Raw genomic sequence first — 20,750 nt, forward strand, 5'->3', positions numbered from 1 at the left:
GATTCGTACTCGGCCATCCCCTCCACGAACCACAGCGGCAGCTGCATCAGGCTCTGCTGGGATAAGATGGATTCCATGGATTTTCCGAAGAACAGGTCGAACATGAAGGCATGGACCAGCTCGTGGGTGATCACATGGTCCAGGTCGGCATAGGAGCCGGTGTAGGGCACCACCACCCGGTTCTTGAGCAAAGTGGTGAAGCCGCCCACCCCTTCGTCTATGATGTCCTGGGCGATGTTGGTCTGGGCGAAATCATTGTGAGAGGTGTACAACACGATGGGTATCTTATTGTACAGGGTGTGCCCCATATCCTTGGATATCTTGCGCCCGGCATTCTCGGCCATCTGGGCCGCCACCTGGGCCAGCTCCCGCCCGCCCTGGTAGAAGTAGATCTCAAAATTCTCGGTGGTGATCTTCTCCCAATGAAAATTCTTGTATTTGACCTTGTTCTTGCCGAAATAGCCGTCCTGGGCCATGGCCGGGATGGTCAATGCGGCTAAGAGCAATACAGCGAGCATTCGTTTCATGTTAACACCTAAAATAAATTTGATAAACAGCTTATAGAGATATTTGACATCCTTCTTGCCGCCGAAGTTTAACCGTTCAATATTCTGTCCGGAAGATAAAATCAATCCAGGCGTTGTCGCTCTGGGAATGCCGGTCGATCTCCCCCCTGACCAGAAAATGTTTTTTTAACTGGTATTCCAGGATCAGGCTCTGTCCCCGGCTGCTGCTAGGCAGCCACATCACCATGCTCAGCCGCTCCTCCCAGAAGCTGCGGTTCATCTTGATGCCCTTCGGCCCCATCACGGTGATGCCCCACTGCTTGGCCAGTTCCTGGATCTGGTTGATACGCCACTCCTCCATCAGCCGGGAAAAATATTCCTGGAAATACCCGGAGGCGCTATCGGCCGGCGAGGCCTGCTGGGCCCGGGCCTGCCCCAGACCTATCAGCAGCAAAAAGGCCGTCAGCAGGAAAATGTATGTGATCTTATTTTTCAATTACTCGCTTTGATAATGCACCAGGGAAATGATATTATATTCCTTCAGCTTCTCCCGCCCTTTAAGGAAATCCAGCTCCACCACGAAGGCGATGGCGGACACCTTTCCCTGGAGCTTCTCCACCAATTGGGCCACGGCCATGGCTGTTCCGCCGGTGGCTAAAAGATCGTCCACTATCAGGACATTTTGACCGGGCTTGATGGCGTCCTGGTGGATCTCCAGGGCGTCGGTGCCGTATTCCAGGGCATATTCCTGGCGGATGGTCGGGGCCGGCAGTTTGCCGGGCTTGCGGACCAGCAGCAGGCCGGTGCCCAGCTTGTAGGCCAAAGCCGAGCCGAAGGGAAAGCCCCGGGATTCTATGACAGCAATGGCGTCTATTTTGACATCTTTTAATTGCTCTGACAGCTGATCCACCGCCAGCTTGAAGCCTTCGGCATCTTTCAGCAAAGTGGTGATATCCTTGAAGCCGATGCCTTTCTTGGGAAAGTCCGGCACTTCTCTGATGAATTTTTCCAGGTTGACTGCCATGTTCTGCTCCTGATGAGTTTTATAATTCTTTTTTTTAATTTACCACAAAGGACACAAAGTGTTTTGTCATTCCTGCGAAAGCAGGAATCCAGGGGTTGACCTCACCCTGCCCTCTCCAAATAAATTTGGAGAGGGATTTTTATTAGTCATTGCGAAAAAACTGCGGTGCTTTTCTAATGAAGCAATCCACAAAAGATAGTATGTCATTCCCGCGAAGGCGGGAATCCAGGACACCTTAACCACCAAGACACAAAGGGTTTTTAGTTTTTTCCTGCCCGACCCGCAGCTCCCCTAATAAGGGAAGAAACAGTGGGGTGTCTTGGGATTTTAGACCTCTCCTCTTTCCCCTCCTTGAGCCTGCACTGAGCCTGTCGAAGTGCAAGGAGGGGATGACCTTTGTCATTCCCGCGAAGGCGGGAATCCAGGGGTTGACCTCACCCCTGCCCCTCTCCAAATAAATTTAGAGAGGGATTTTATCGCGTTATACTAAACTCCCGGTATTTCCCGCTGTATTCCTTCCACTCCACCTTGACCTCCTCCACCACCACACCGGACGGGCCGGCCTTGAGGGCCTCTATGAACTGATTTAATTTATCCTCTGCGCCTTCGGCCTCGGCCTCCACCGAGCCATCCGGCAGGTTGCGGACATACCCGGCCAGCCCCAGATGCCGGGCCTGTTGCCATACGTAATACCTGAACCCCACACCCTGCACCATTCCGGAGATATGGGCTTTTATTTTTTTATTCATTTACTTGATTCTGTAGACGTATAATAAATTGAATCGAGTAATATTTCAGTAATCAAGCATTTTGAAAACAATTATATTATTCACCATCTTGGGGCGTGAATTCAATCATTTGTATGCCATCTTGTGTCGTAAGGTATAAATTTATTTTATTTACATTCTTTGGTTTAATATTAGGAATATTGAAATAAACATACCCCATTATATTTTTATCTTTAAATACCGTATTCCTCCGCAAGATTATATTATTAACACTGTTTTTGTAAGCTTCATACATATATGATGTGCTTTGCATATTAACCACAGTTCTATTGATAATATTACCGCTTGCATTTTTATCATCAATTTTATAGACTCCACCGGATGGGTCTGTTATGGTAGCTTCCGGTGACATTCCCGCTGATACTGTTTGCAGAGCACCCCCAATAACCTGTAATATTTGTTTGCCAAGCTTTTCACTATCAATTCGAGACAATATTTCCGTTGGTGATGTTGGGCTTATATTATATATATCTTTTTTAGAATCAATCACTAATCTCAATGATTTTAAAGGTTCATATAAATATGGATTATCAATTTTATTTTGATAAAGCAACCAAAGCCGCATATAATTATAACCGGCTATTTTATCTTGCTCAAGTGCCAATACAATGTATGAGCTATCTCTATTTGTAACTGAAAATGGGATCCCATTCAAAAAATAGGTTTTTGATAATTCAGTTATTGTCGGATAAAATATGGTTGATATTTTATTCTGTTCCATCTTTTTTTCAATATCTCTTATCCCAGCATATGAATAACTTATTGCGACAAAAATAAAAACTGGAACAAATAATATTTTCAAATGTTTCATAAATCCCTCAGATTTATTATTTTATAAAAAACATCAGTTATTGTTTAACTACCAGCTTCAACGCCATCCTTACCGCTTCCTCCGGAGTCCTCACATGCTTTATCGGCGCCCGGATCTTCCAGGTGGAAAGCCCGACCACCGGTATCCCGAACCCTGCGGCGTAGGCCAGCTCCGACAGAGTCCCGTATTTCCCGCCGATGGCAATCAACACCTGAGAAGACTGCACCACGATGGAATTCCGGGCGTAGCCCAACCCTGTCACCACCGGAACGGTCAAAAACTCATTGCCATCCCTGGCCGAGGAGCCGGGCAATATCCCCACCGTCATCCCGCCGGCCTCAATGGCCCCGTGGCAGGCCGCTTCCATCACTCCGCCCATCCCGCCGCATATCAAGATGGCGCCGCTCTCGGCGATCAGCTTGCCGACCGTGTAGGCCGCCTGGGCCAATTTTGCCGAACATGACGAGGCCCCGATCACCCCTATTCTGATCTTACTGTCCATTGTTCTGCCACCCGTATTTCCCGATCAGCGGCACGAACACACAGCCGCAGACCTCGCTCTTGACCTGCTTGCCCTCGATTTTATCCACCAGCACCAGCGACTGCACATGGATGTCGCCCACCGGAATGGCTATCCGGCCGCCCTCGGCCAGCTGATCCCAGTAAGCCTTGGGAACCTCCGGAGCCCCGGCGGTAACGATGATCCGGTCGTACGGCGCATGCTCGGCCCAGCCGATGGTGCCATCGCCGTATTTTACCGCGATGTCGTGATATTTAAGATCGTCCAGCAATTTCTTGGCGCTGCGGGCCAGCTTCTCCACCCGCTCAATGGTGAAGACCTTGGCTCCCATCTCGGCCAGCACCGCCGCCTGATAGCCGGAGCCGGTCCCTATCTCCAGCACCTTTTCTCCGCCCTTTATATTCAGGTTCTGGCTCATCAGGGCCACGATGTACGGCTGGGAGATGGTCTGGGCCTCCCCGATGGGAAGCGGGTTGTCATCATAGGCCCGGTACTGGAGGGCCTCCTGGACGAACAGGTGCCGGGGAACTTTCTGCATGGCGGCGATCACCCTGGGATCGTTCACCCCCCGGCGGATTATCTGCTGGTCCGTCATTTCTTTTCGGGAGAGCTCGTAATTCATCTGTTATCCGTAAAATCTTGTTATATTTTCTTCTAACCAAAGCTACAGTGTCATTCCCGTGAAACTTGTCTTCGCGAAGGCGGGGAACGGGAATCCAATTCATCAACGCTAAAACAATCTCTCCCATTTTTTCAGGATAGTCAGCGCCCGGTGATTGGTCCAGTCCAAATGGAACGGGGTAATGGAGACGTAGTTCTGCTCGATGGCCTCGAAATCGGTCTTGGGCTGGCGCTCCCAGTCGGGATCGGCTCCGTCGATCATGAAATACTGCCGGCCATCGGGATGCTTCTGTTCCACGATCACATCGCGGTAGATCCGCTTTCCCAGCTTGGTGATCTTGACCCCTTTGATCTTGGCGATCGGCAGGCTGGGCACATTGACGTTGAGCAGGGTGTTTTTTGGCAGGCCCTTCTTAAGGGCGGTGGCCGCCACCAGGCGGGCATAATAAGCGGCCGCCTTGAAATTGCAGCCATTCCAGGAGGTGCAGGACACGGCGATGGACGGGATGCCCAGCAGGGTTCCCTCGGTGGCCCCGGCCACCGTGCCGGAATAGGTAACATCGTCGCCCAGGTTGGGTCCGTGGTTGATGCCGGATACCACTAGGTCGGGCCTCTCCTTCAGCAGTCCGCGGATGGCCAGCATCACACAGTCGGTGGGGGTGCCGTCCACCGCCACAGTGGTTTTGTTGCGCCACACCACCTCCAGCGGTTTGCGCAGTGAAAACGAATGGCTGGCCCCGCTCTTCTCGGACATGGGGGCGAACACCACAGTCCGGGCTATCTTTTTCAAACTGCAGCGCAGGGCCTTGATGCCCAGGGCGTCTATGCCGTCATCGTTGGTGATTAGGATCAATGGTTTTTTCTTCATCGACTGAATTTTTTGTATTATTAAAATTTTTATTCTACTATCACTGATTGTCATTCCTGCACTTCATTACATTCAGTGTAAACTCCGGCGGGAATCCATATCATAACCAAAGTGCTCTCAAGGCCATGTTCATGAATTTTACTGTATCGCTCAGATGCCTTATATGGCTGGTGCCTGAGCTCCTGATATCGATCGGTATATGTCCGATCGAGAAGCCCCTCCGCCCGGCCTTGATCAGCAGTTCGGATTCCATCTGGTAGCCGTCAGTTTTAAGATCGACTGCTTCCAACACCTCCCGACGGATCAGCCGGTAACCGCACTGGCTGTCCTCTATCTTCCGTCCGGCCAACAGGGACACCACTACCGTGGTGATATTATTGCTCAAGAAACGGGCAAAAGACATCCGTCCGAACTGCCGGCGCCGGGAGCCGATGACTATGTCAAATCCTTTTTGGGCATTTTGGATCAATTGCGGAATATACTCCGGCGGGTGCTGGCCGTCGGCATCCAGGGTTATCACCGCATCGTAGCCCAAAGACAGAGCCTGTTCAAACCCGGTCCGCAATGCCCTGCCCTTTCCGCAGTTGGCGATATGAGCCAGGCTTCTAACCGGAAATTTTCCCATAACTAAAGCAGTAGCGTCATACGAGCCGTCATTGACCACCATGACATCATTTATATTCACATACCTAGTGGCCTCGGCCAGAAGATTTTCCAGGGTGTCTCCTGCGTTGTAAGCCGGTATTATTACAGCTACTTTCATAACATTTTATTATAACTTATTCCAGCCATTTTGTCTATTGTATTTCAAAGAAAAAAGCACATCAAAAAGATGTGCTTTTAATAAATTGCTGGCTTCAAATTGTGAATTTTCCGTCCTGGTAGATGACTTTCCCGTCGGCTACTATCTTGCCGCCCTGCTTCATGTCGCACAGCATGTCCCAGTGAATGGCCGACTGGTTCACTCCCAGCGATTCCGGGATGGAGCGCCCGATGGCCAGGTGGACCGTGCCGCCGATCTTCTCGTCGAACAGCATGTTCCTGGTGAATTTGGTGATGTTGTAATTGGTGCCCACCGCGATCTCTCCCACCAAGCGGGCGCCGGCATCGGTATCCAGCAGCTTGTTCAGCAGATCCTCCCCCTTGTCGGCCGTGGCCTTGATCACCTTGCCATCCTTAAAGGTCAATTGGATGTTCTCCACCTCCCGGCCGGAATAGATGCCCGGAAAGCTGAACCGGATATGCCCGTTGACCGAATCCTCCACCGGCCCGGTGAACACCTCGCCGTCCGGAAAATTGACCTGCCCGCAGCAGTTGACCCACTTGCGCCCGGCAATGGACATCTTAAGGTCGGTGTCCTGGGATATTATCTGCAGTTCCTTTTTTGAATTCAGAAAATCACAGATAATCTTCTGTTCCCGCTCGATCTCCCGCCACTTGGCCACCGGGTCGTCCAGGTTGAGGTAGCATGATTTGTAGACAAAGTCCTCATATTCGGACAAGGACATGCTGGCCTCCTGGGCATTGGACTGGCCCGGAAACAGGGTCCCGCACCACCGCAGCTCGTTCTTGGCCATCCGATCGAAAAATATCTTGAATATTTCGGCGTTGCCCTGGCTGGCGACCTTGAGCCGATCGGGATCCACGTTGCTCATCATCCTGGTGTTGACGCTGCCCATCAAGGTCAGCAGAGCGTCGGCGGTCTTTATGGAGACCTTGTCGCTTTCATGGATGAACGTCAGTTGCTGGTCGCTGCCCTGCTTCATCATGATCTCTGATAGCTCGGAATTTAATATCTTTACCTGGGGATGGGCTCCCAGCTCCAATGCCAGGCGAAAGCATTCCTTTATCAGCGGCATGGTGAAATACTCGCCCTGAATTATCAGTTTGTCGCCTTTCTTCAGGGCCAGCGAATACTTCATCAGCACCTCGGCGTGCTTTTTCACTCTCGGATCCATATCGTGTCCTTACAATTTAAAATTTTAATTTCCGTTGTTTTAAATCCCCTCGTTCCCCCCCCCCCAATTCCATAGCCCAGAATTGCCCGGCCCGACAGGGATCTGTTTCGCTGAGGCATATGGATATGGGTTGTAAAAAATGGCAACGACCTTGCTAAAGATCCTTGCCACTGATAAAAATGGTCGGGGTGAGTGGATTCGAACCACCGGCCCCTTGACCCCCAGTCAAGTGCGCTAACCGGACTGCGCTACACCCCGACAACGGTTAATTATACGAAATATATCATCCCAAAGCAAGCAGAAAATGACCACCGATTATAACAATTTTAACAGTCCCTTCAATTCATTAATTATCTGCCCCAGTTCGGATCTCTCTTTGAATTGGTTGAAAGGAATCTCCATCTGATCGGGGTCCTGCTCCCTGATCTCGGACAGCCGGCCCCGGGCTCCGGCAATGGTAAAACCGTCCTCGTAAAGCAGCTTTTTTATCATCAGCACCATTTTGATGTCGTCCAGTTGGTACTGCCGCCGTCCTCCCCGGCTTAAGCGGGGCCGTAGCTGGGGGAATTCGGTTTCCCAAAACCTCAGGACGTAGGGCTTCAAAGAGGTCATCTCGCCCACCTCCCGGATGTTGTGGTAAACCTTGGTGCCCGGCAAGCGCTTTGAGGTTTTTGGTTTTTCTTTGCTTTTTTTGGCTGCTGGCTCAATCATCTGGGGCCTCCATAAAGGCGATCATCTTACCTTTTAGCTTTCCCTCGCGACGGTAGGAATGGAACATCCCGGAATGGCATTTGGTGCAAAAATCGCTGACATAGATGTTGCAGGGCTTCATCCCGGCCGTCAGCAGCTGGTCGCGGTTGGCATTTCGCAGGTCCAACAGCCATTTGCCGTTGGCGTCGGCTCTGGCATGTTCCGGCTGGAACCTCTCCGCCACTTCGGAGCCGACCTGGTAGCAATCGGCTTCGATGCCGGGGCCGATGGCGGCCACCAGTTCCTTGGGGCTTAGCCCGTACTCGCTGCAGAAGACATCAACCGCTTTGGCGGCAAATTTATCGGCCGTGCCCTTCCATCCGGCGTGCACCAGGGCCAGACAGCGCCTGTCCGAAGATGCCAGATATACCGGCAGGCAGTCGGCGGTATGAATGGTCAGCACCACGTCGTTGCGGTCGGTCATCAGGCCGTCGGCCTCGACCCGGTGGGGATAGAATTTGTCGAACATGGAATCCACCCGGCGGATATCGCAGCCGTGGACCTGGCTGGTGACCACCGTTTTGTGCCGGGCCGACAGGGAACGGTAGACCCCGGCTTCGTCTATGTCCCGCCCCTGGGTTTTGATCACCAGGCCGTGTTTGATTCCGAATTCGTTGAGGAAATTTAATTCCAGCACGTCGCAGCCGAACCTTTGGGTAACCTGCCAGTATTTTACCATAGCTCCGCCTTGGCATCCCGCCCCATCAGGTCTTTTAAGGCCTCGTCTGGATCCTTATCCTCGAACAGCACCCGATACATCTGCTGGGTGATGGGCATCTCGATGCCATGCTTTTGAGCCAGCAGGTGGGCTGCCTTGGTGGTCTCCACCCCCTCGGCCACCATTGACATATGCTTAAGGATATCGCCCAGTTTGCGGCCCTGTCCGATCTGCTGGCCCACCGAGCGGTTGCGGCTCTGCTGGCTGAAGCAGGTGGTGATCAGGTCCCCCATGCCGGACAGCCCGGCAAAGGTATCCGGCCTGGCCCCCAAAGCCACCCCCAGCCTAGTGATCTCAGCCAGGCCGCGGGTCAACAAAGCCCCCTTGGTGTTGGCCCCCAGGGCCAGCCCGTCTATGATCCCGCCGGCAATGGCGATGATGTTTTTCAGGGAACCGCCCAACTCCAGCCCGATGATGTCATCCCCGGTATATACCCGAAAATAAGGCAACCTCAGCATCTCCTGTACTTCCTTGGCATCCTCCGGGAATTTAGCAGCCACCACCGTGGTGCTGGGAACATGCCGGGCGATCTCGGGCGCAATGTTCGGCCCGGACAGCACCGCCAGCCGGGAAGCTTTTTGCCCCAGCTCCTGTTCCAGCACCTGGGAACAGCGCATCAGACTGGACACCTCTATCCCCTTGATGGCGCTTACCAGCAACCGGTCCTCCCCTAGGAGAGGCAAGAGGTTCCGGCAGACGGAGCGCAAAACTTTGGAGGGAACAGCCCATATGACTGTTCGGCTGCCGGCCAGGCAGCCTTTTAAACCCGATTCAACATTAATGCCATCAGGAAGATTTATGCCCGGGAGAAATTCTTTGTTCTCCCGCTCCTGCTGGATCTTCCTGGCCGCATCGGCCCGGAACTCCCAGAGACCGACCGCATATCCTTTTTCGGCCAGCATCACCGCCAGGGTGGTGCCCCAGTTGCCGGCTCCCAGAACGGTGACTTTCTTTTTGTTCTGTTCCGTCATTTATTGTCCGATGGCGATTTATCTTTTTTGAAACGAAACTTATTTTCCGTCCCGTTTAGCAGCCGGATGATATTTTTTTTATGGGTCAGCATTATCAATATCGTGACCAACCACCCCAGAGCCACGATGGGAACCAGCGGCGTTTGGTCCTGCACTATTCTGTTCACCGCAGCCGACAGGGGAAAGATCAGGGAGGCAATTATTGATCCCAATGAAACATACCCGAAGGCCAAAAAGACTATGGCGAACGACCCCAAAGCGATCAAGGTTGCCGCTGGTTCCAGGGCCAAAAGGACTCCGGAGGCGGTGGCCACCCCTTTGCCGCCCTTGAATCTGAGGTAGGGGGTGAACACGTGCCCCAGGATGGCCGCCAGCCCCACTGCGATATAGAACCATTGGTCGGGAATACTAGTGCTGGGCCAGACCATCTTTGATATCAGGACCGGCAGAAAACCCTTGAGGGTATCCAGAAGATACACCGTCAATCCCGGCCCCTTACCCATCACCCGGAAGACATTGGTGGCCCCTACGTTCCGGCTGCCGTGCTCCCGGATGTCAAGGCCCTTGATCTTCCCGGCAATGAAACCGAAAGGAACGCCCCCGGCCAGGTAGGCAGATACGATATAGCATATTTTTATCAGCATTTGGTCATCAACCTTCATCTTGCGGTTGTCATATTAGATCAGTCTTCCCCCTTGGAGGAATGATACCTCGGCCGGCCGCCGTAATCTACATAGTTTCGTTCACTCCAGTCGGCCGGCGGCTTGGAACGCTTGAACATCAACCGAATGGGCGTCCCTTTTAATCCCAGACCATCATGAAGCTGCCGGTGGAGGTATTTCTGGTAGTTGGGCGCCACCAACTCCGGCTCGGAGGCCTTGATCAGGAAGCGGGGCGGGGCCACGCCGGTCTGGGTTATGGAGTACAGGTCGATCCTCTTTCCCTTGATGCTGGGCGGCCGGTTCTTCTCCACCGCCCGGTCGAAGGCCCGGGCCAGGGCCTCCGGCTCGATATTCTTGCGCCACAGGCAGAAGGACGAAATCACGGTCTGCAGCAGCTGGGGCATCCCCTGCTCCTCGGTGGCCGAGGTGAAGATGAACTCGGCAAAATTCAGAAAAGGCATCTGCTCCTTAAGCCAGCCCAGATAATTGGCCTTGTTGGGGTCCTTCTGGAGATCCCATTTATTTATTACCACCATCAGCGCCTTGTTGGAGCGTTCCAGCATCGAGGCCAGGGTAAGGTCCAAATGGGACAGCCCTTCGGAGCTGTCCAGCACCAGCACCCCCACATCGGCCCGCTCCAGGCTTCTCTCGGTCCTGAGGGTGGTATAGAATTCTATGGAGTCCTTGACCTTGCTTTTCCTCCTCAGCCCGGCGGTGTCGATCAGCAGATATTTCTGATTGCGCCATTCGAAGACCGTGTCCACCGAATCCCGGGTGGTGCCGGGCACCGAATCCACTATCACCCTCTCCTCCCCGGTGATGGCGTTGATCAGGGAAGATTTGCCCACGTTGGGTTTTCCCAGCACCGCCACTTTGATGGTGGACGGGTCCAGGGGCTCAATTCTATTTCTGGGCAGCATCTCCACCACCTTGTCCAGCATGTCGCCGATGGCCCGGCCCGGCCCGGCCGCGATCAAAAACGGCTCCCCCAGGCCCAGCTTCATGAACTCGTAGGAATCGCCCTCCTGCTTCGGCTCATCAACCTTGTTGACCAGCAGCAGATACGGCTTATTGACTTTGCGGATCAGCTTGGCCACATGGTAATCGATATCGGTGATCCCGGTCTGGCGATCCACCACCATCAGCAGCACATCGGCCTCCTCCAGGGCTATCTCCACCTGGCGCTTGATGGACTTCTCCATCCGGTCTTCGGTGTTGGGCACCAGCCCGCCGGTATCGATCAGATAGAAATCCCGGCCGTTCCAGTCCGCCAGGGCATAGTTGCGGTCCCGGGTGACGCCGGGCCGGTCGTCCACGATAGCCAGCTTGCGCTTGAGGATCCGGTTGAACAGGGTGGATTTGCCCACGTTGGGGCGTCCGATAATGGCCACGGTTGGGTTAGGCATGTTTCCTCTTTCTAAAAGATCCCCAGGCGGCCGAGACGGCCAATGCCGAGAGGACCGTGCCGGCAATAATTGCGCCCCAGATGCCCATCAGCACCAGAGCAGTTACAATGGCAGCGGCTATCAATACCCCCAGGCTTATGAAAAGCAGCGATGGCCAGAATTTTATTCCGAACAGAAAGGCCGCCACCGCCCCGGTCCAGGCTCCGGTGACAGGCAGTGGCACGGCAACGAAAAGCATCAGCCCCACCATTTCGTATTTTTTAACCAGATCGCTCCGGCTCCTGGTGCGGGAAAACAACCATCCAAAGAACCTGTCGAACAGGGGAACTTTTCTCAGCCAGCTGGACACCGGCCCCAGGAAAAGCAGTATCGGGATCACCGGAATCAGATTGCCGAACACCGATAAAATTACCGCCGGAATGATCGGAATGCCCAGCAGCTGATATGCCACCGGAATGGCCCCCCGCAGTTCAAAGATCGGCAGCATGGCAATGATCATGGTCACCAGCCAAGCCGGCAGTCCCCAGGAATTGATCTGCTGGATCAAGGATTCTTTGCCGGCCCAGCAGGCAGAATAGCCGGATACAATGATTGCCGTGGTAACTAATAAATGCCTGAATAGTCTGTTTTGTGCCATCAGATATTAGATCCTTCCCTTGAGCCGGCTATAAAGCATTCCCAGGTATTCATGCCAGCCGGCCTCGGCTTTGCGAAAGCCGGTGGAATTGGGGAACAAGCGGCCGGGGTTGAACTGCAATTCTTTTTTATTTAAGAAGTCGGTTGGCGCCGCAATGCAGGGGATTTCGGCATTTTTGAACAACGCCATGGATCTCGGCATATGAACCGCCGAGGTGACCAGAAAAACGCTGTCGGTCCCCACCAGGTGTTTGATCAGCCTGGCCTGCTCCTCGGTATCGCGGGATAATATCTCTGTCATCATTTCATCCCGCGGCACCCCCAGGGCCAGGGCCAGTTGCGCCATGCCCTGGCCCTCCGGGACCGGGTTGAAGACCGGACCGCCTGAGAACAGCAGCTTGGCGCCTGGCAAACACCGGTAGATCCTGATACCCTCCACGGTCCGCACCGCCGAGCCGTTGCTCAATTGCGAGGTGATGGGCAGCCGGGGATCGCTGTTCATCCCTCCGCCCAGCACCACCACCCATTTGACGCTGGTGTGGGTTTCGATATCGGCCGGTGCAGGATATCTGTTCTCCAGGTCACTCAACATCATATCGCCGATAATTCCATACCCCAGTAGCAGCATAATCAGGAAGGAAGCAGCGGTAACGATCCAGCCAGCCTTCTTCTTTTTTAGCGGCCATATAAGCAGGATACCTGCAGCCAGAAGCAGCATCACCACCGGCAGCGGCATGATGATGCCGCTGATTATTTTTTTTATTATGAACATCAAGCCTTCATTTGAGATTTCTTTTGAGGCTCATACGCCAGTGGCGGTTCCAGAGGATCGCCAGGAAACAGGAGATCCCTCCGTAGGCGAACCCCGCCAGCAGGTCAACCACATAATGGTATCCGCCGTAAACGGTGGATAACAACAGCAGAATAGTCACCGCCAGGAACAGCGAGGACCAGGCCCGGGCGTAGCGCCACATGAAAACGCAGATTGCCACCGAGGCGGCGGCATGGCCCGATGGAAAAGCTCCTCCCCTATGGGCCGCTTTAGCTATAAAGAACCCGACCTGGTCGGTGATCCAACCTCCGTTCAGGGGAAGGTCATGATAATAGATGAACCTCGGGCTATGGGCCGGCAGCAGAATGAACAGGATATACGTGCCGTACAATGCGGTGATGATGATCATCTGCAGATTCTCGAACTGCCATCTTCCCTTTTTCAGATAGAGGATCAGACAGCTGAGGAATATCAGCGCGAAGAACAGGCAGTAGGAAGCCTGCATCAGGTCGGTGAACCAGGGGCTTCCCAAACTCCGGAGGAACAACGTCGGATCGCCCCCCAGCAGGGCCATATCTGCCCGGTGCAGCAGGCCGTCGATGGTCCAGGGAAACAGGGCGTGGACGAAATACTTGGTGCCGCTGTAAACCCAAGGCAATGACAGTATGGGATACCATTCCGAGACAAAATTAAGCCAGGGCCGGTCCAAACGATTGTTGATCACTCTCAGCAATATCATGGCTGCGGTGGAAAAAAAATACTTCCAGAAAGCGATCTGCCAATCGCCGATGTTGTCCCTGAATATCAGTGTCAACAGGGTCATCAGCAGGTGGAACCCCACGATCAGCCAATCCACCGGCCGGAATGTTTTATACCCCAGCGTGATCATAGACTAAATTCAGAGTTTTTTGATCAACCCCTCCAGACCGACCACTACCTTAACCGGTTTGAGCCTTCTTTTGAATTCCCCCAGGCTCAGGTCATCGATGAATTTTCCCTCGCGATTCAACAGGTTCTCCGGAAGGACGATCAGGTCGGGATCCTTTTTCCCGGTTTTCAGGGATGAAAGAATATCCCCGCCGGATAGCAGTCCGCTGACGGTTACCGTATCGCCAAACAGACCATTTTCGACCAACAAGGTCTCGCATTTCAGGCCCTGGATCCTATTTAGTCTGGCAACTACCGGCCTTAACACCTTGGCTCCCGAGATCCCGGATATCAAAAGAATAGTTTTTCCCCGTTTCAGCTTTGGAGGGAGATCGGAGGACAGGGCACGGAAGCAATTCCAAAAGTCCCGGACCATCCCCACCCCATTGTCCAACTGGGGATAATCATCATACCAAAATGAAGCCGGAAAGTCAAGTCCGGCATTAAGATAGAACTCGTCAGCAAAGTAAAGGATTGTTTTTTTAAACCTTTGTCTTAACTGCCGTTGCAATCTCTTATATTCTTCAATAAGTTGTTGGGAATATTTCTTGGTTATGGCTCTGAGCGGATAGAGCTTCTGCCGGTGCTTGGTCAGCCCCACCGGAACCACCGCAATGCTTTTTACTCCGGGATATAGTTTCAACAGATCGGACAGACTTTTTTTCAAATGCCGCCCGTCATTGATGCCCGGGCACAACACGATCTGAGTATGCAGTTCAATTCCCCCGGCAATCAGGTCCTTCATGATCTTTAAAATATCATCATCCCGCCGGCTCCCCAGCAGCCTCTGTCTCAGTCCGGCCTCTGTAGCATGGACCGAAATGTACAAGGGGCTCAATCGCTGTTGTTTTATCCTCTCCAGGTCGGAACGGCCTATATTGCTCAGGGTGATGTAATTGCCGTAGAGAAAAGACAAACGGTAATCCTCATCCTTGAAATATAGGGCCTGGCGCATGCCCCGGGGCATCTGGTCCACAAAACAAAAAATGCATTTGTTCCCGCAGGAATGAAACTTCGGCTCCTCCAGAACGACGCCCAGCGGATCGTCATAGTCCTTTTCGATCAGCAAGCGATGCATTTTGCCCGCCCTATCTTTATAGACGACATCCAGCAGGTCATCGCTCTGGTGAAAACGGAGGTCGATATTGTCGCTTACCTTATGGCCGTTTACGGAAAGCAGCTCAAACATCGGCCGGAGGCCTGCTATGTACCCCAAACCTTTATTGCGTACGGATGTAATTTTCATAAAACATAATAATGGGGAGATTTTCATCTCCCCATACGATAGATAGTAGATTAAAGTTTTCGTTTATTTATCGGATTTCATGATCTTGACTTTATCTTTCAGCGCCAACTTATTGCCGGTCAGTTGCTTAGTTATCCGGCAAAGCGCCGAGTTTAACATCACCTTGGTCACGGATAATTCGGCCTTGTCGACCGGCTCCACATCAAGTATCTCCCCGGTATCCGGGTTGCGGATCTCCCTCTCGCCGAATACCAGCAGCCTATCGCCCACCTTAAGCCCGGACTTGGAGCCGATGTCTACATAGACCTCCCCGCTGGTCTCCAACCGCACGATCTTCCCGTCACCGGATGAAACGGACCTGGCGCCGTTGGCGTTATTCACGGCCACCTGCTGGTTCTCCGAGGGCAGGGTGCCGCGGAAGGCATTCCGCAGCTGGGCCACATCCTCGATATACAGCCGATTGCCGGGTTCGATGACCTGGGCCTTATTGTAGGTCAGCTCGGCCTTCTCCACCTCGCCCATGGCCTCATAGGCCACTCCCAGATTGTGCCACAAGGCCGGGTCCTTCTGGTTGCCGATCGATAATCTTTCCCATATCTCGGCTGCCCGCTTCCACTCGCCCTGCTTGGCGTAGGCGGCGCCCATCTGTTTGGGATCGGCCTTGGATTTGATCAGCCTTTTGGCCACCAGAATGTAATGGGGAGAGATATCCTTGACAAAGGACTCGGTTACCGCATTCAACAGCCCGCTTAATATCTGCTCGTCCCCCGGGATGTTGTCCTTGTAGCTGCGCTGGGAGCTGGAGCTCTGGGTCTTGCTGACCGCCACCTTGCCGGAGGCGATGTCCACCATCCGGTAGTTGATGGAGACCGTTCCGCTTTTGCTGGTGCGCTCCTCCGGCACCAGCACGGTCTTCATGATCTCTTCTTTTACCTTGTATTTCTTCTTGGTGAAGGGGTTGGTCTTCTCCACCTCTTCGTAGCGCCCGGTACCGGTCTTCTTCTTCACCATCTCGGTGCGGCGGTTGGTCTCCACGTTGTAGGAGATGATCTCGCCGGTGATGATGGCGTCCACCCCCAGGATGGCGCCCAGCTCCTTGATGGTGCCAGGGTCCACCGCGCCGGTCATGTTGAAGGCATGCTCCTTCATCACCGACTGGATCTTGCCCCGCTCCATGATCTGGTAAAATCCCTGGGTGTTAAGCTGTGACACCAGCACATTGCCCACCGCCGGGCCCAGACTGCGATGGGTGGGGTCGTCAAAGTCCACCACCGCCAGCCGGGTGACCGCGGGTATCTGCAGGTTGGCCCTCTCCAGACGCTTGAACCTGACCATGGACGGCCCGCAGGAAATCAGGATCAACGCCGCTATAGCTGTCGGTAAAAATAATTTTAGTCTGTTCATCATAAAATTCCCAAATAATTAATAAAGATTACTCCCGGTTTATCCCCAGCTTCTTGTCACGCTCCTGGTTCCACCGGACCCAGTCGTCCTGGCTGTCCATGATGGGATTGAAATTGACGATATCATAGGTCCCGTCGGGGTGGATGGTGATCTCCATCTGGGCCTTGACGATCTGCACCCACTGCTCCATGGTTACCTCGCTGGGCCCGGAGATCTGGGACGGCCCTTCTATCTCGCCCTGCTTTCCGCCGGCCTTGGCCTTCTTCTGCTCCATGAACTTGACTATGGGCTTGTTGTCCACCGCCACCTCGCCGCTGTAGACCGCGATCTTGGTGGTCTGGTCGTCGGAGACGGCCATCCGGTAGACCGTGCCGCGGACCGCCGCCACCGCGGTGGGCGATTCCAGCTGGAACTTGGTCTTCTTGCTCATCTTGTTGACATTGGCCCACACCTTGCCGCTCCAGACCTTGGCGGTGGCCGTCTGGGCTCCGTTCTTCTCCTTTTTGGCGTCAATGATGTCCAGCTTGGAGTTGCCGTCTATCCGGATGATGCTGCCGTCGGCGAACCCGATCTCGGCCCGGGAATCGTCCTGGGTCTTCACCTTCTGCCCGGAGAGCAGGGATTGGTTGAACAGGGCCTTGCTCCAGGCATTTTTCCTGGGCTTCTGTACCTCAACCTGGCCGGTATAGAAGGTGATCTTGGCGACGGACGAGGTCTTGGCTATCAGCTGCCCTGACACCATGCCCATTACCACCAGGGCGGTGATCAGGAAAAGCCAGATAACCCCGTTGGAACTGTTTTTGATATGTTTCATAATATCCTCCTAAAAAATAAAGCCTTAATATTAAGGAGAGCCGTTAAGGGTGGTCTTTTTTTACCGCTAAGGCGCAAAGCTTGCCTTGAGCTTGCCGAAGGAAACGCTAAGGAACTCGTAAAATATTGCCAAGAATATCATTCCGCACCAGAGTCTTCATGGTTTTAAGTTACGGGGGGAATAAACTTCGCGCCCTTAGCGTCTTCGCGGTGACTGGATTCCAATGACTACAATTAATCGCTCTAGTTAATACTACTATATCGGGGAAATTTATTTCTCCCTGACCAGATCGCCCATTTTAAACCCGGAACCGGAAATAACTTTTGCCGTAGCATACTTGTCCTTGGCATCCACCACCTCGATGGTGCCGATCTGCTTCTCTTCGCTGCCCAAGGAAAGCCCGGTATCGGGGTCGATGATCTCCTCGCCCTGCGAGAATACATTGAAAACATCTCCGGCCTTCACCCCGCCCTCTGCCCCGGGCTTCAGCATGACGGTCTTGTCGGCATTGACCTTGAGTATCTTGCCGCTCCAGGGAAGCTTGTCCATGGCCTTGGTGATCATCTCCACCACCTTATTGACCGCCTTGCGGGTGGCCTTGCCTGATAGGGTCTGGTCGAAACGGGAGTCGTTGGAAAAAGCAAAATCATCGGTGCCCACATCCAGGCCTTTTTTGCTCTCCTCCTCGGCAATGCCGTCGGCCGCCACGATCTCGCCGGTGGTGGTGTTGACCAGCCGGATATCCATCCCCACCCGGGCGGTCTTGGTCTCCACCCCCACTTTATTCAGGCCGAACATCCCCTTGGAGACCTTGCTCCCTACCGACCCGCCAACAGAGGATTCCTTCTGTCCGAATTCATTGACGCTGCCCAGCACTATCAGCTCCACCCCCAGAAGCTTGCCGACCTGGGCCGCACTCTGGGGGGTGACCGCACCGCTCAGGCCCAATTTCTGTTCCTTCATCACCTGCTCCAGTTGCTGGCGCTCGATGACCATGAATTTGCCGGATTTCACCAAGGCGGTGGTCAGCATGTCGGCCATCCCGGAGCCTATGTGCCAGCCGCCGTGCCCGGTCTTGTTCTCGAAATCCACCACCGCTACCCTCTTTTTAAGGCCGCCGGATTTCCCCGCCATGGCAACGCTTGAGACCAGCGTACAGGCCAGGGCAATGAAAGTAAAAATAGCTACGATTCTTTTCATCTATATTCCTCCCTTGTTATTTTCTGACCACTAATTTCAGGTTGATCTTGTTGGCGGTGCGGCTGATTATCCTGACCCTGAAATTGGGGAATGTCTTGTACAGCAGTTCCGAGGCCAGCTGGCCGCTGTTGAACTTGGTATCCACCTCTATCAGCCCGGTGCTGCCGGCCATCTCCCGCTCGGACACGCCCTTGATGCCCCGGATCTCGTACTTCAGGATGTTGACCAGGTCGGTGTACATCTGGTAATCGGTGATCCCGGTAACGTTGAGGGTGACGGTGTTGGAGCCCCGGGTGAATTTCTTGACGATCTCGTCGGCCAGGTAATCGGCCACCTTGTTGGCGGCCATCTCGATGGCCTTGGTGCCGCCGGCCACTTCGTCGATATGAATGGTCTTGTCGCTCTGGCTCTTGGAGACCAGCACCCGGCCGTCATCGGTGTTGAGGGCCTTCACCGAAACGGTGGCCTGCATGGACTTCATGCCGCCCAGCATATCGCTGACCCCGGAGGCCTCCTTGGCAAAGGACTTGCCCACGATGATCACCTCGGCTCCGGCTCTATCGCCGATAAAGGCCGCCGCCGTATTATCGCCCTGCAGGGCCGCCATTGCCTTATCCTTGCGCATGTTGCGTTCCATGGTCTCCTGGTCCACGAACTCGAAGCCCTTGTTGCGCATGTTCTCCATGATGGCGTTCTCAGCTACGTTCAGATTGACATCCAGTCCGCTGTATTGGGTCTGTCCGATATTCTGCTCGGTGATCAGCACCATCAACCGGGGATTGCCGGCCCCCCTCAGGATGTCGCCGATGTCCTCTTTGATGGCCCCGGCCCGGACCTGGGCCTTGACCTTGACGTTATAGGTCATCCCGTTGTCGGCCTCGCCCTCGCTGAGCACCGAGTAGGCCTTGACATAGCCCTTGGCCTTGGCGTAGATGTTGTCCTCCACCACCATGGCGTTCTCCACCACCGTGCTGGAGCTGATCACCGCGCCGGTGACCTGTTCCACCGCATTGCGCAGGGCATCCTGAATGGCCACATCGCGGGCCATGGCCTTGTCGTTATTTAATACTGATGCCGTGCCGTCGGTGGTGATCTCCCTCAGTTCATCCTGGGCATATGACAGGGAGAAGACCATAGCAACAGCAACCATGAATAATAATAGCTTCCTCATCATGCAATAAAACCTCCCAATGGATTTAAGTCTGACATAAATTACGGGGAGAAGCAGGTTTGGTTCCCTTTTGCCTTCTCCCCATAATAATTTGGTTATCCGGAAAATTATTTGACTACGATGATCACCTTGCAGTTGTCATAGATGTCGGTGTTGTCGGCGATCAGGGCTGCCTTCTCCACGTCGCCGTCGGAGATCACCAGGTCGGCCTTGTTAAGGCCCGAGGAACGGATGGCCATGATGATCAGCGGGTTGGTGCCCACCCTCTCCACATTGCGGCGGGCTTCCTCCACGCTCTTGGCATAGATGGCCACGCCGTTCTTGACAGCCGCCTCGCGGGGGACGAACTCCTGGCCGTAGATGCCCTCGCCGGCCTCATCCAGCACATTGGGAACCATGGCCGGAACGGCATCGGTCCCGGAGGCGTCGATGATCAGCCCGGTGTAGGTCTCGGGCTCCTGGGAATTGAAATCGGACGGCAGGTTGGCGTAAGTGGGGGTTTTCCCGCCCATCTGCTCGGGATACAGGGCGTCGCCCACCTTGCCGTAGAGCAGCATCTCCATGTCGATCTCCACCGAGCCGTCGGACATGTAGCGGGGTTTGGAGGTAAAGCGGAAGTTTCTGACGATGCCCTCCACTTTGGTCTTGATGATGTCGGAGACCATCATGGCGTTCTCCACCGTGGTCTCTGAGGTCAGCAGCACGCCGTTGAGGGTCTCCATCATGTTGCGCATGGCGTCTAACTGGGCGGCCCGCAGGGCGTTCTTGCGCTGGACCGAAGGCGGCAGTTTGGGATTGATGCCTCCAATGCCGGTGGCTTGGACGGCCTGGGTGGTCCAGTCTACCATACCGGCGCCCTGCACCTGCTGTTCTACCTGGGCCGGGGACAGCCCGGCCAGGGCTATAAGAGCTATTGCGATGATGGTTGCCTTTTTGAACATTTCGGTCTCCTTTTAAAAGTTCTTGGTAGTCAGTAC

24 protein-coding genes and 1 tRNA gene are annotated in these 20,750 nt (G+C 54.0%); all 25 read right to left on the reverse strand.

What is annotated here, in order from left to right; translation table 11 throughout:
* On the reverse strand, window positions 1-518 hold a 518-nt coding region (locus KJ869_04270; protein MBU1576406.1), incomplete at its 3' end, for a biopolymer transporter Tol.
* A gap of 85 nt (window positions 519-603) precedes the next feature.
* On the reverse strand, window positions 604-1,002 hold the full coding sequence (locus KJ869_04275) for a hypothetical protein (protein MBU1576407.1): 399 nt from the start codon (window positions 1,000-1,002) through the stop codon (window positions 604-606).
* The gene (locus KJ869_04280; protein MBU1576408.1) at window positions 1,003-1,530 is read right to left on the reverse strand and encodes an adenine phosphoribosyltransferase; all 528 of its coding nucleotides are present in this window, start codon (window positions 1,528-1,530) and stop codon (window positions 1,003-1,005) included.
* 473 nt (window positions 1,531-2,003) lie between these two features.
* On the reverse strand, window positions 2,004-2,279 hold the full coding sequence (locus KJ869_04285; GenBank protein ID MBU1576409.1) for an acylphosphatase: 276 nt from the start codon (window positions 2,277-2,279) through the stop codon (window positions 2,004-2,006).
* 76 nt (window positions 2,280-2,355) lie between these two features.
* Window positions 2,356-3,129, reverse strand: coding sequence for a hypothetical protein (locus KJ869_04290; GenBank protein MBU1576410.1), 774 nt, complete (start codon window positions 3,127-3,129; stop codon window positions 2,356-2,358).
* A gap of 37 nt (window positions 3,130-3,166) precedes the next feature.
* A complete protein-coding gene (locus KJ869_04295) occupies window positions 3,167-3,631 on the reverse strand; it encodes a TIGR00725 family protein (GenBank protein ID MBU1576411.1) in 465 nt (154 codons plus the stop codon).
* Window positions 3,621-4,271 (reverse strand): protein-L-isoaspartate(D-aspartate) O-methyltransferase, encoded by a 651-nt coding sequence (locus tag KJ869_04300; GenBank protein ID MBU1576412.1) that lies wholly within the window; start codon window positions 4,269-4,271, stop codon window positions 3,621-3,623. The genes KJ869_04295 and KJ869_04300 overlap by 11 nt, the downstream gene beginning before the upstream one ends.
* A gap of 108 nt (window positions 4,272-4,379) precedes the next feature.
* The gene (surE, locus tag KJ869_04305) at window positions 4,380-5,138 is read right to left on the reverse strand and encodes a 5'/3'-nucleotidase SurE (protein MBU1576413.1); all 759 of its coding nucleotides are present in this window, start codon (window positions 5,136-5,138) and stop codon (window positions 4,380-4,382) included.
* Window positions 5,139-5,238: 100 nt separating this feature from the next.
* Entirely contained in the window at window positions 5,239-5,901 is a 663-nt protein-coding gene (locus KJ869_04310; GenBank protein ID MBU1576414.1) for a glycosyltransferase family 2 protein, read from the reverse strand.
* Window positions 5,902-5,995: 94 nt separating this feature from the next.
* Window positions 5,996-7,096, reverse strand: coding sequence for an aminopeptidase (locus tag KJ869_04315; GenBank protein MBU1576415.1), 1,101 nt, complete (start codon window positions 7,094-7,096; stop codon window positions 5,996-5,998).
* 180 nt (window positions 7,097-7,276) lie between these two features.
* Window positions 7,277-7,354 (reverse strand) — tRNA-Pro (locus tag KJ869_04320).
* Window positions 7,355-7,411: 57 nt separating this feature from the next.
* A complete protein-coding gene (locus KJ869_04325) occupies window positions 7,412-7,807 on the reverse strand; it encodes a MerR family transcriptional regulator (protein ID MBU1576416.1) in 396 nt (131 codons plus the stop codon).
* On the reverse strand, window positions 7,800-8,525 hold the full coding sequence (gene pgeF, locus KJ869_04330) for a peptidoglycan editing factor PgeF (protein MBU1576417.1): 726 nt from the start codon (window positions 8,523-8,525) through the stop codon (window positions 7,800-7,802). Before pgeF ends, KJ869_04325 begins: the two co-directional genes overlap by 8 nt.
* Window positions 8,519-9,535, reverse strand: coding sequence for an NAD(P)-dependent glycerol-3-phosphate dehydrogenase (locus tag KJ869_04335; GenBank protein ID MBU1576418.1), 1,017 nt, complete (start codon window positions 9,533-9,535; stop codon window positions 8,519-8,521). Before KJ869_04335 ends, pgeF begins: the two co-directional genes overlap by 7 nt.
* Window positions 9,532-10,179 (reverse strand): glycerol-3-phosphate 1-O-acyltransferase PlsY, encoded by a 648-nt coding sequence (gene plsY, locus KJ869_04340; GenBank protein ID MBU1576419.1) that lies wholly within the window; start codon window positions 10,177-10,179, stop codon window positions 9,532-9,534. The genes KJ869_04335 and plsY overlap by 4 nt, the downstream gene beginning before the upstream one ends.
* Window positions 10,180-10,217: 38 nt before the next feature.
* Window positions 10,218-11,603 carry a ribosome biogenesis GTPase Der gene (der, locus tag KJ869_04345; GenBank protein ID MBU1576420.1) on the reverse strand — a complete coding sequence of 462 codons (1,386 nt, stop codon included), beginning with the start codon at window positions 11,601-11,603 and terminating at the stop codon, window positions 10,218-10,220.
* Entirely contained in the window at window positions 11,596-12,240 is a 645-nt protein-coding gene (locus KJ869_04350) for a small multi-drug export protein (protein MBU1576421.1), read from the reverse strand. Before KJ869_04350 ends, der begins: the two co-directional genes overlap by 8 nt.
* A gap of 6 nt (window positions 12,241-12,246) precedes the next feature.
* Complete coding sequence (locus KJ869_04355; protein MBU1576422.1) at window positions 12,247-13,011, reverse strand: YdcF family protein; 765 nt, start codon at window positions 13,009-13,011, stop codon at window positions 12,247-12,249.
* 7 nt (window positions 13,012-13,018) lie between these two features.
* On the reverse strand, window positions 13,019-13,900 hold the full coding sequence (locus tag KJ869_04360) for a phosphatase PAP2 family protein (GenBank protein MBU1576423.1): 882 nt from the start codon (window positions 13,898-13,900) through the stop codon (window positions 13,019-13,021).
* Between the two features lie 9 nt (window positions 13,901-13,909).
* Entirely contained in the window at window positions 13,910-15,127 is a 1,218-nt protein-coding gene (locus KJ869_04365; GenBank protein MBU1576424.1) for a DUF512 domain-containing protein, read from the reverse strand.
* 120 nt (window positions 15,128-15,247) lie between these two features.
* Complete coding sequence (locus KJ869_04370; GenBank protein ID MBU1576425.1) at window positions 15,248-16,591, reverse strand: hypothetical protein; 1,344 nt, start codon at window positions 16,589-16,591, stop codon at window positions 15,248-15,250.
* Window positions 16,592-16,616: 25 nt separating this feature from the next.
* Window positions 16,617-17,402, reverse strand: coding sequence for a FecR domain-containing protein (locus KJ869_04375; protein MBU1576426.1), 786 nt, complete (start codon window positions 17,400-17,402; stop codon window positions 16,617-16,619).
* 270 nt (window positions 17,403-17,672) lie between these two features.
* Window positions 17,673-18,602, reverse strand: a complete 930-nt coding sequence (locus KJ869_04380; protein MBU1576427.1) for a hypothetical protein — start codon at window positions 18,600-18,602, stop codon at window positions 17,673-17,675.
* 16 nt (window positions 18,603-18,618) lie between these two features.
* Window positions 18,619-19,776: a hypothetical protein gene (locus KJ869_04385; GenBank protein ID MBU1576428.1), complete on the reverse strand. Its 1,158-nt coding sequence runs from the start codon at window positions 19,774-19,776 to the stop codon at window positions 18,619-18,621.
* Between the two features lie 104 nt (window positions 19,777-19,880).
* On the reverse strand, window positions 19,881-20,714 hold the full coding sequence (locus tag KJ869_04390) for a hypothetical protein (protein MBU1576429.1): 834 nt from the start codon (window positions 20,712-20,714) through the stop codon (window positions 19,881-19,883).
* Window positions 20,715-20,750 lie beyond the last annotated feature (36 nt).

This window comes from Candidatus Edwardsbacteria bacterium, assembly GCA_018821925.1.
Lineage (GTDB): Bacteria > Edwardsbacteria > AC1 > AC1 > EtOH8 > UBA2226.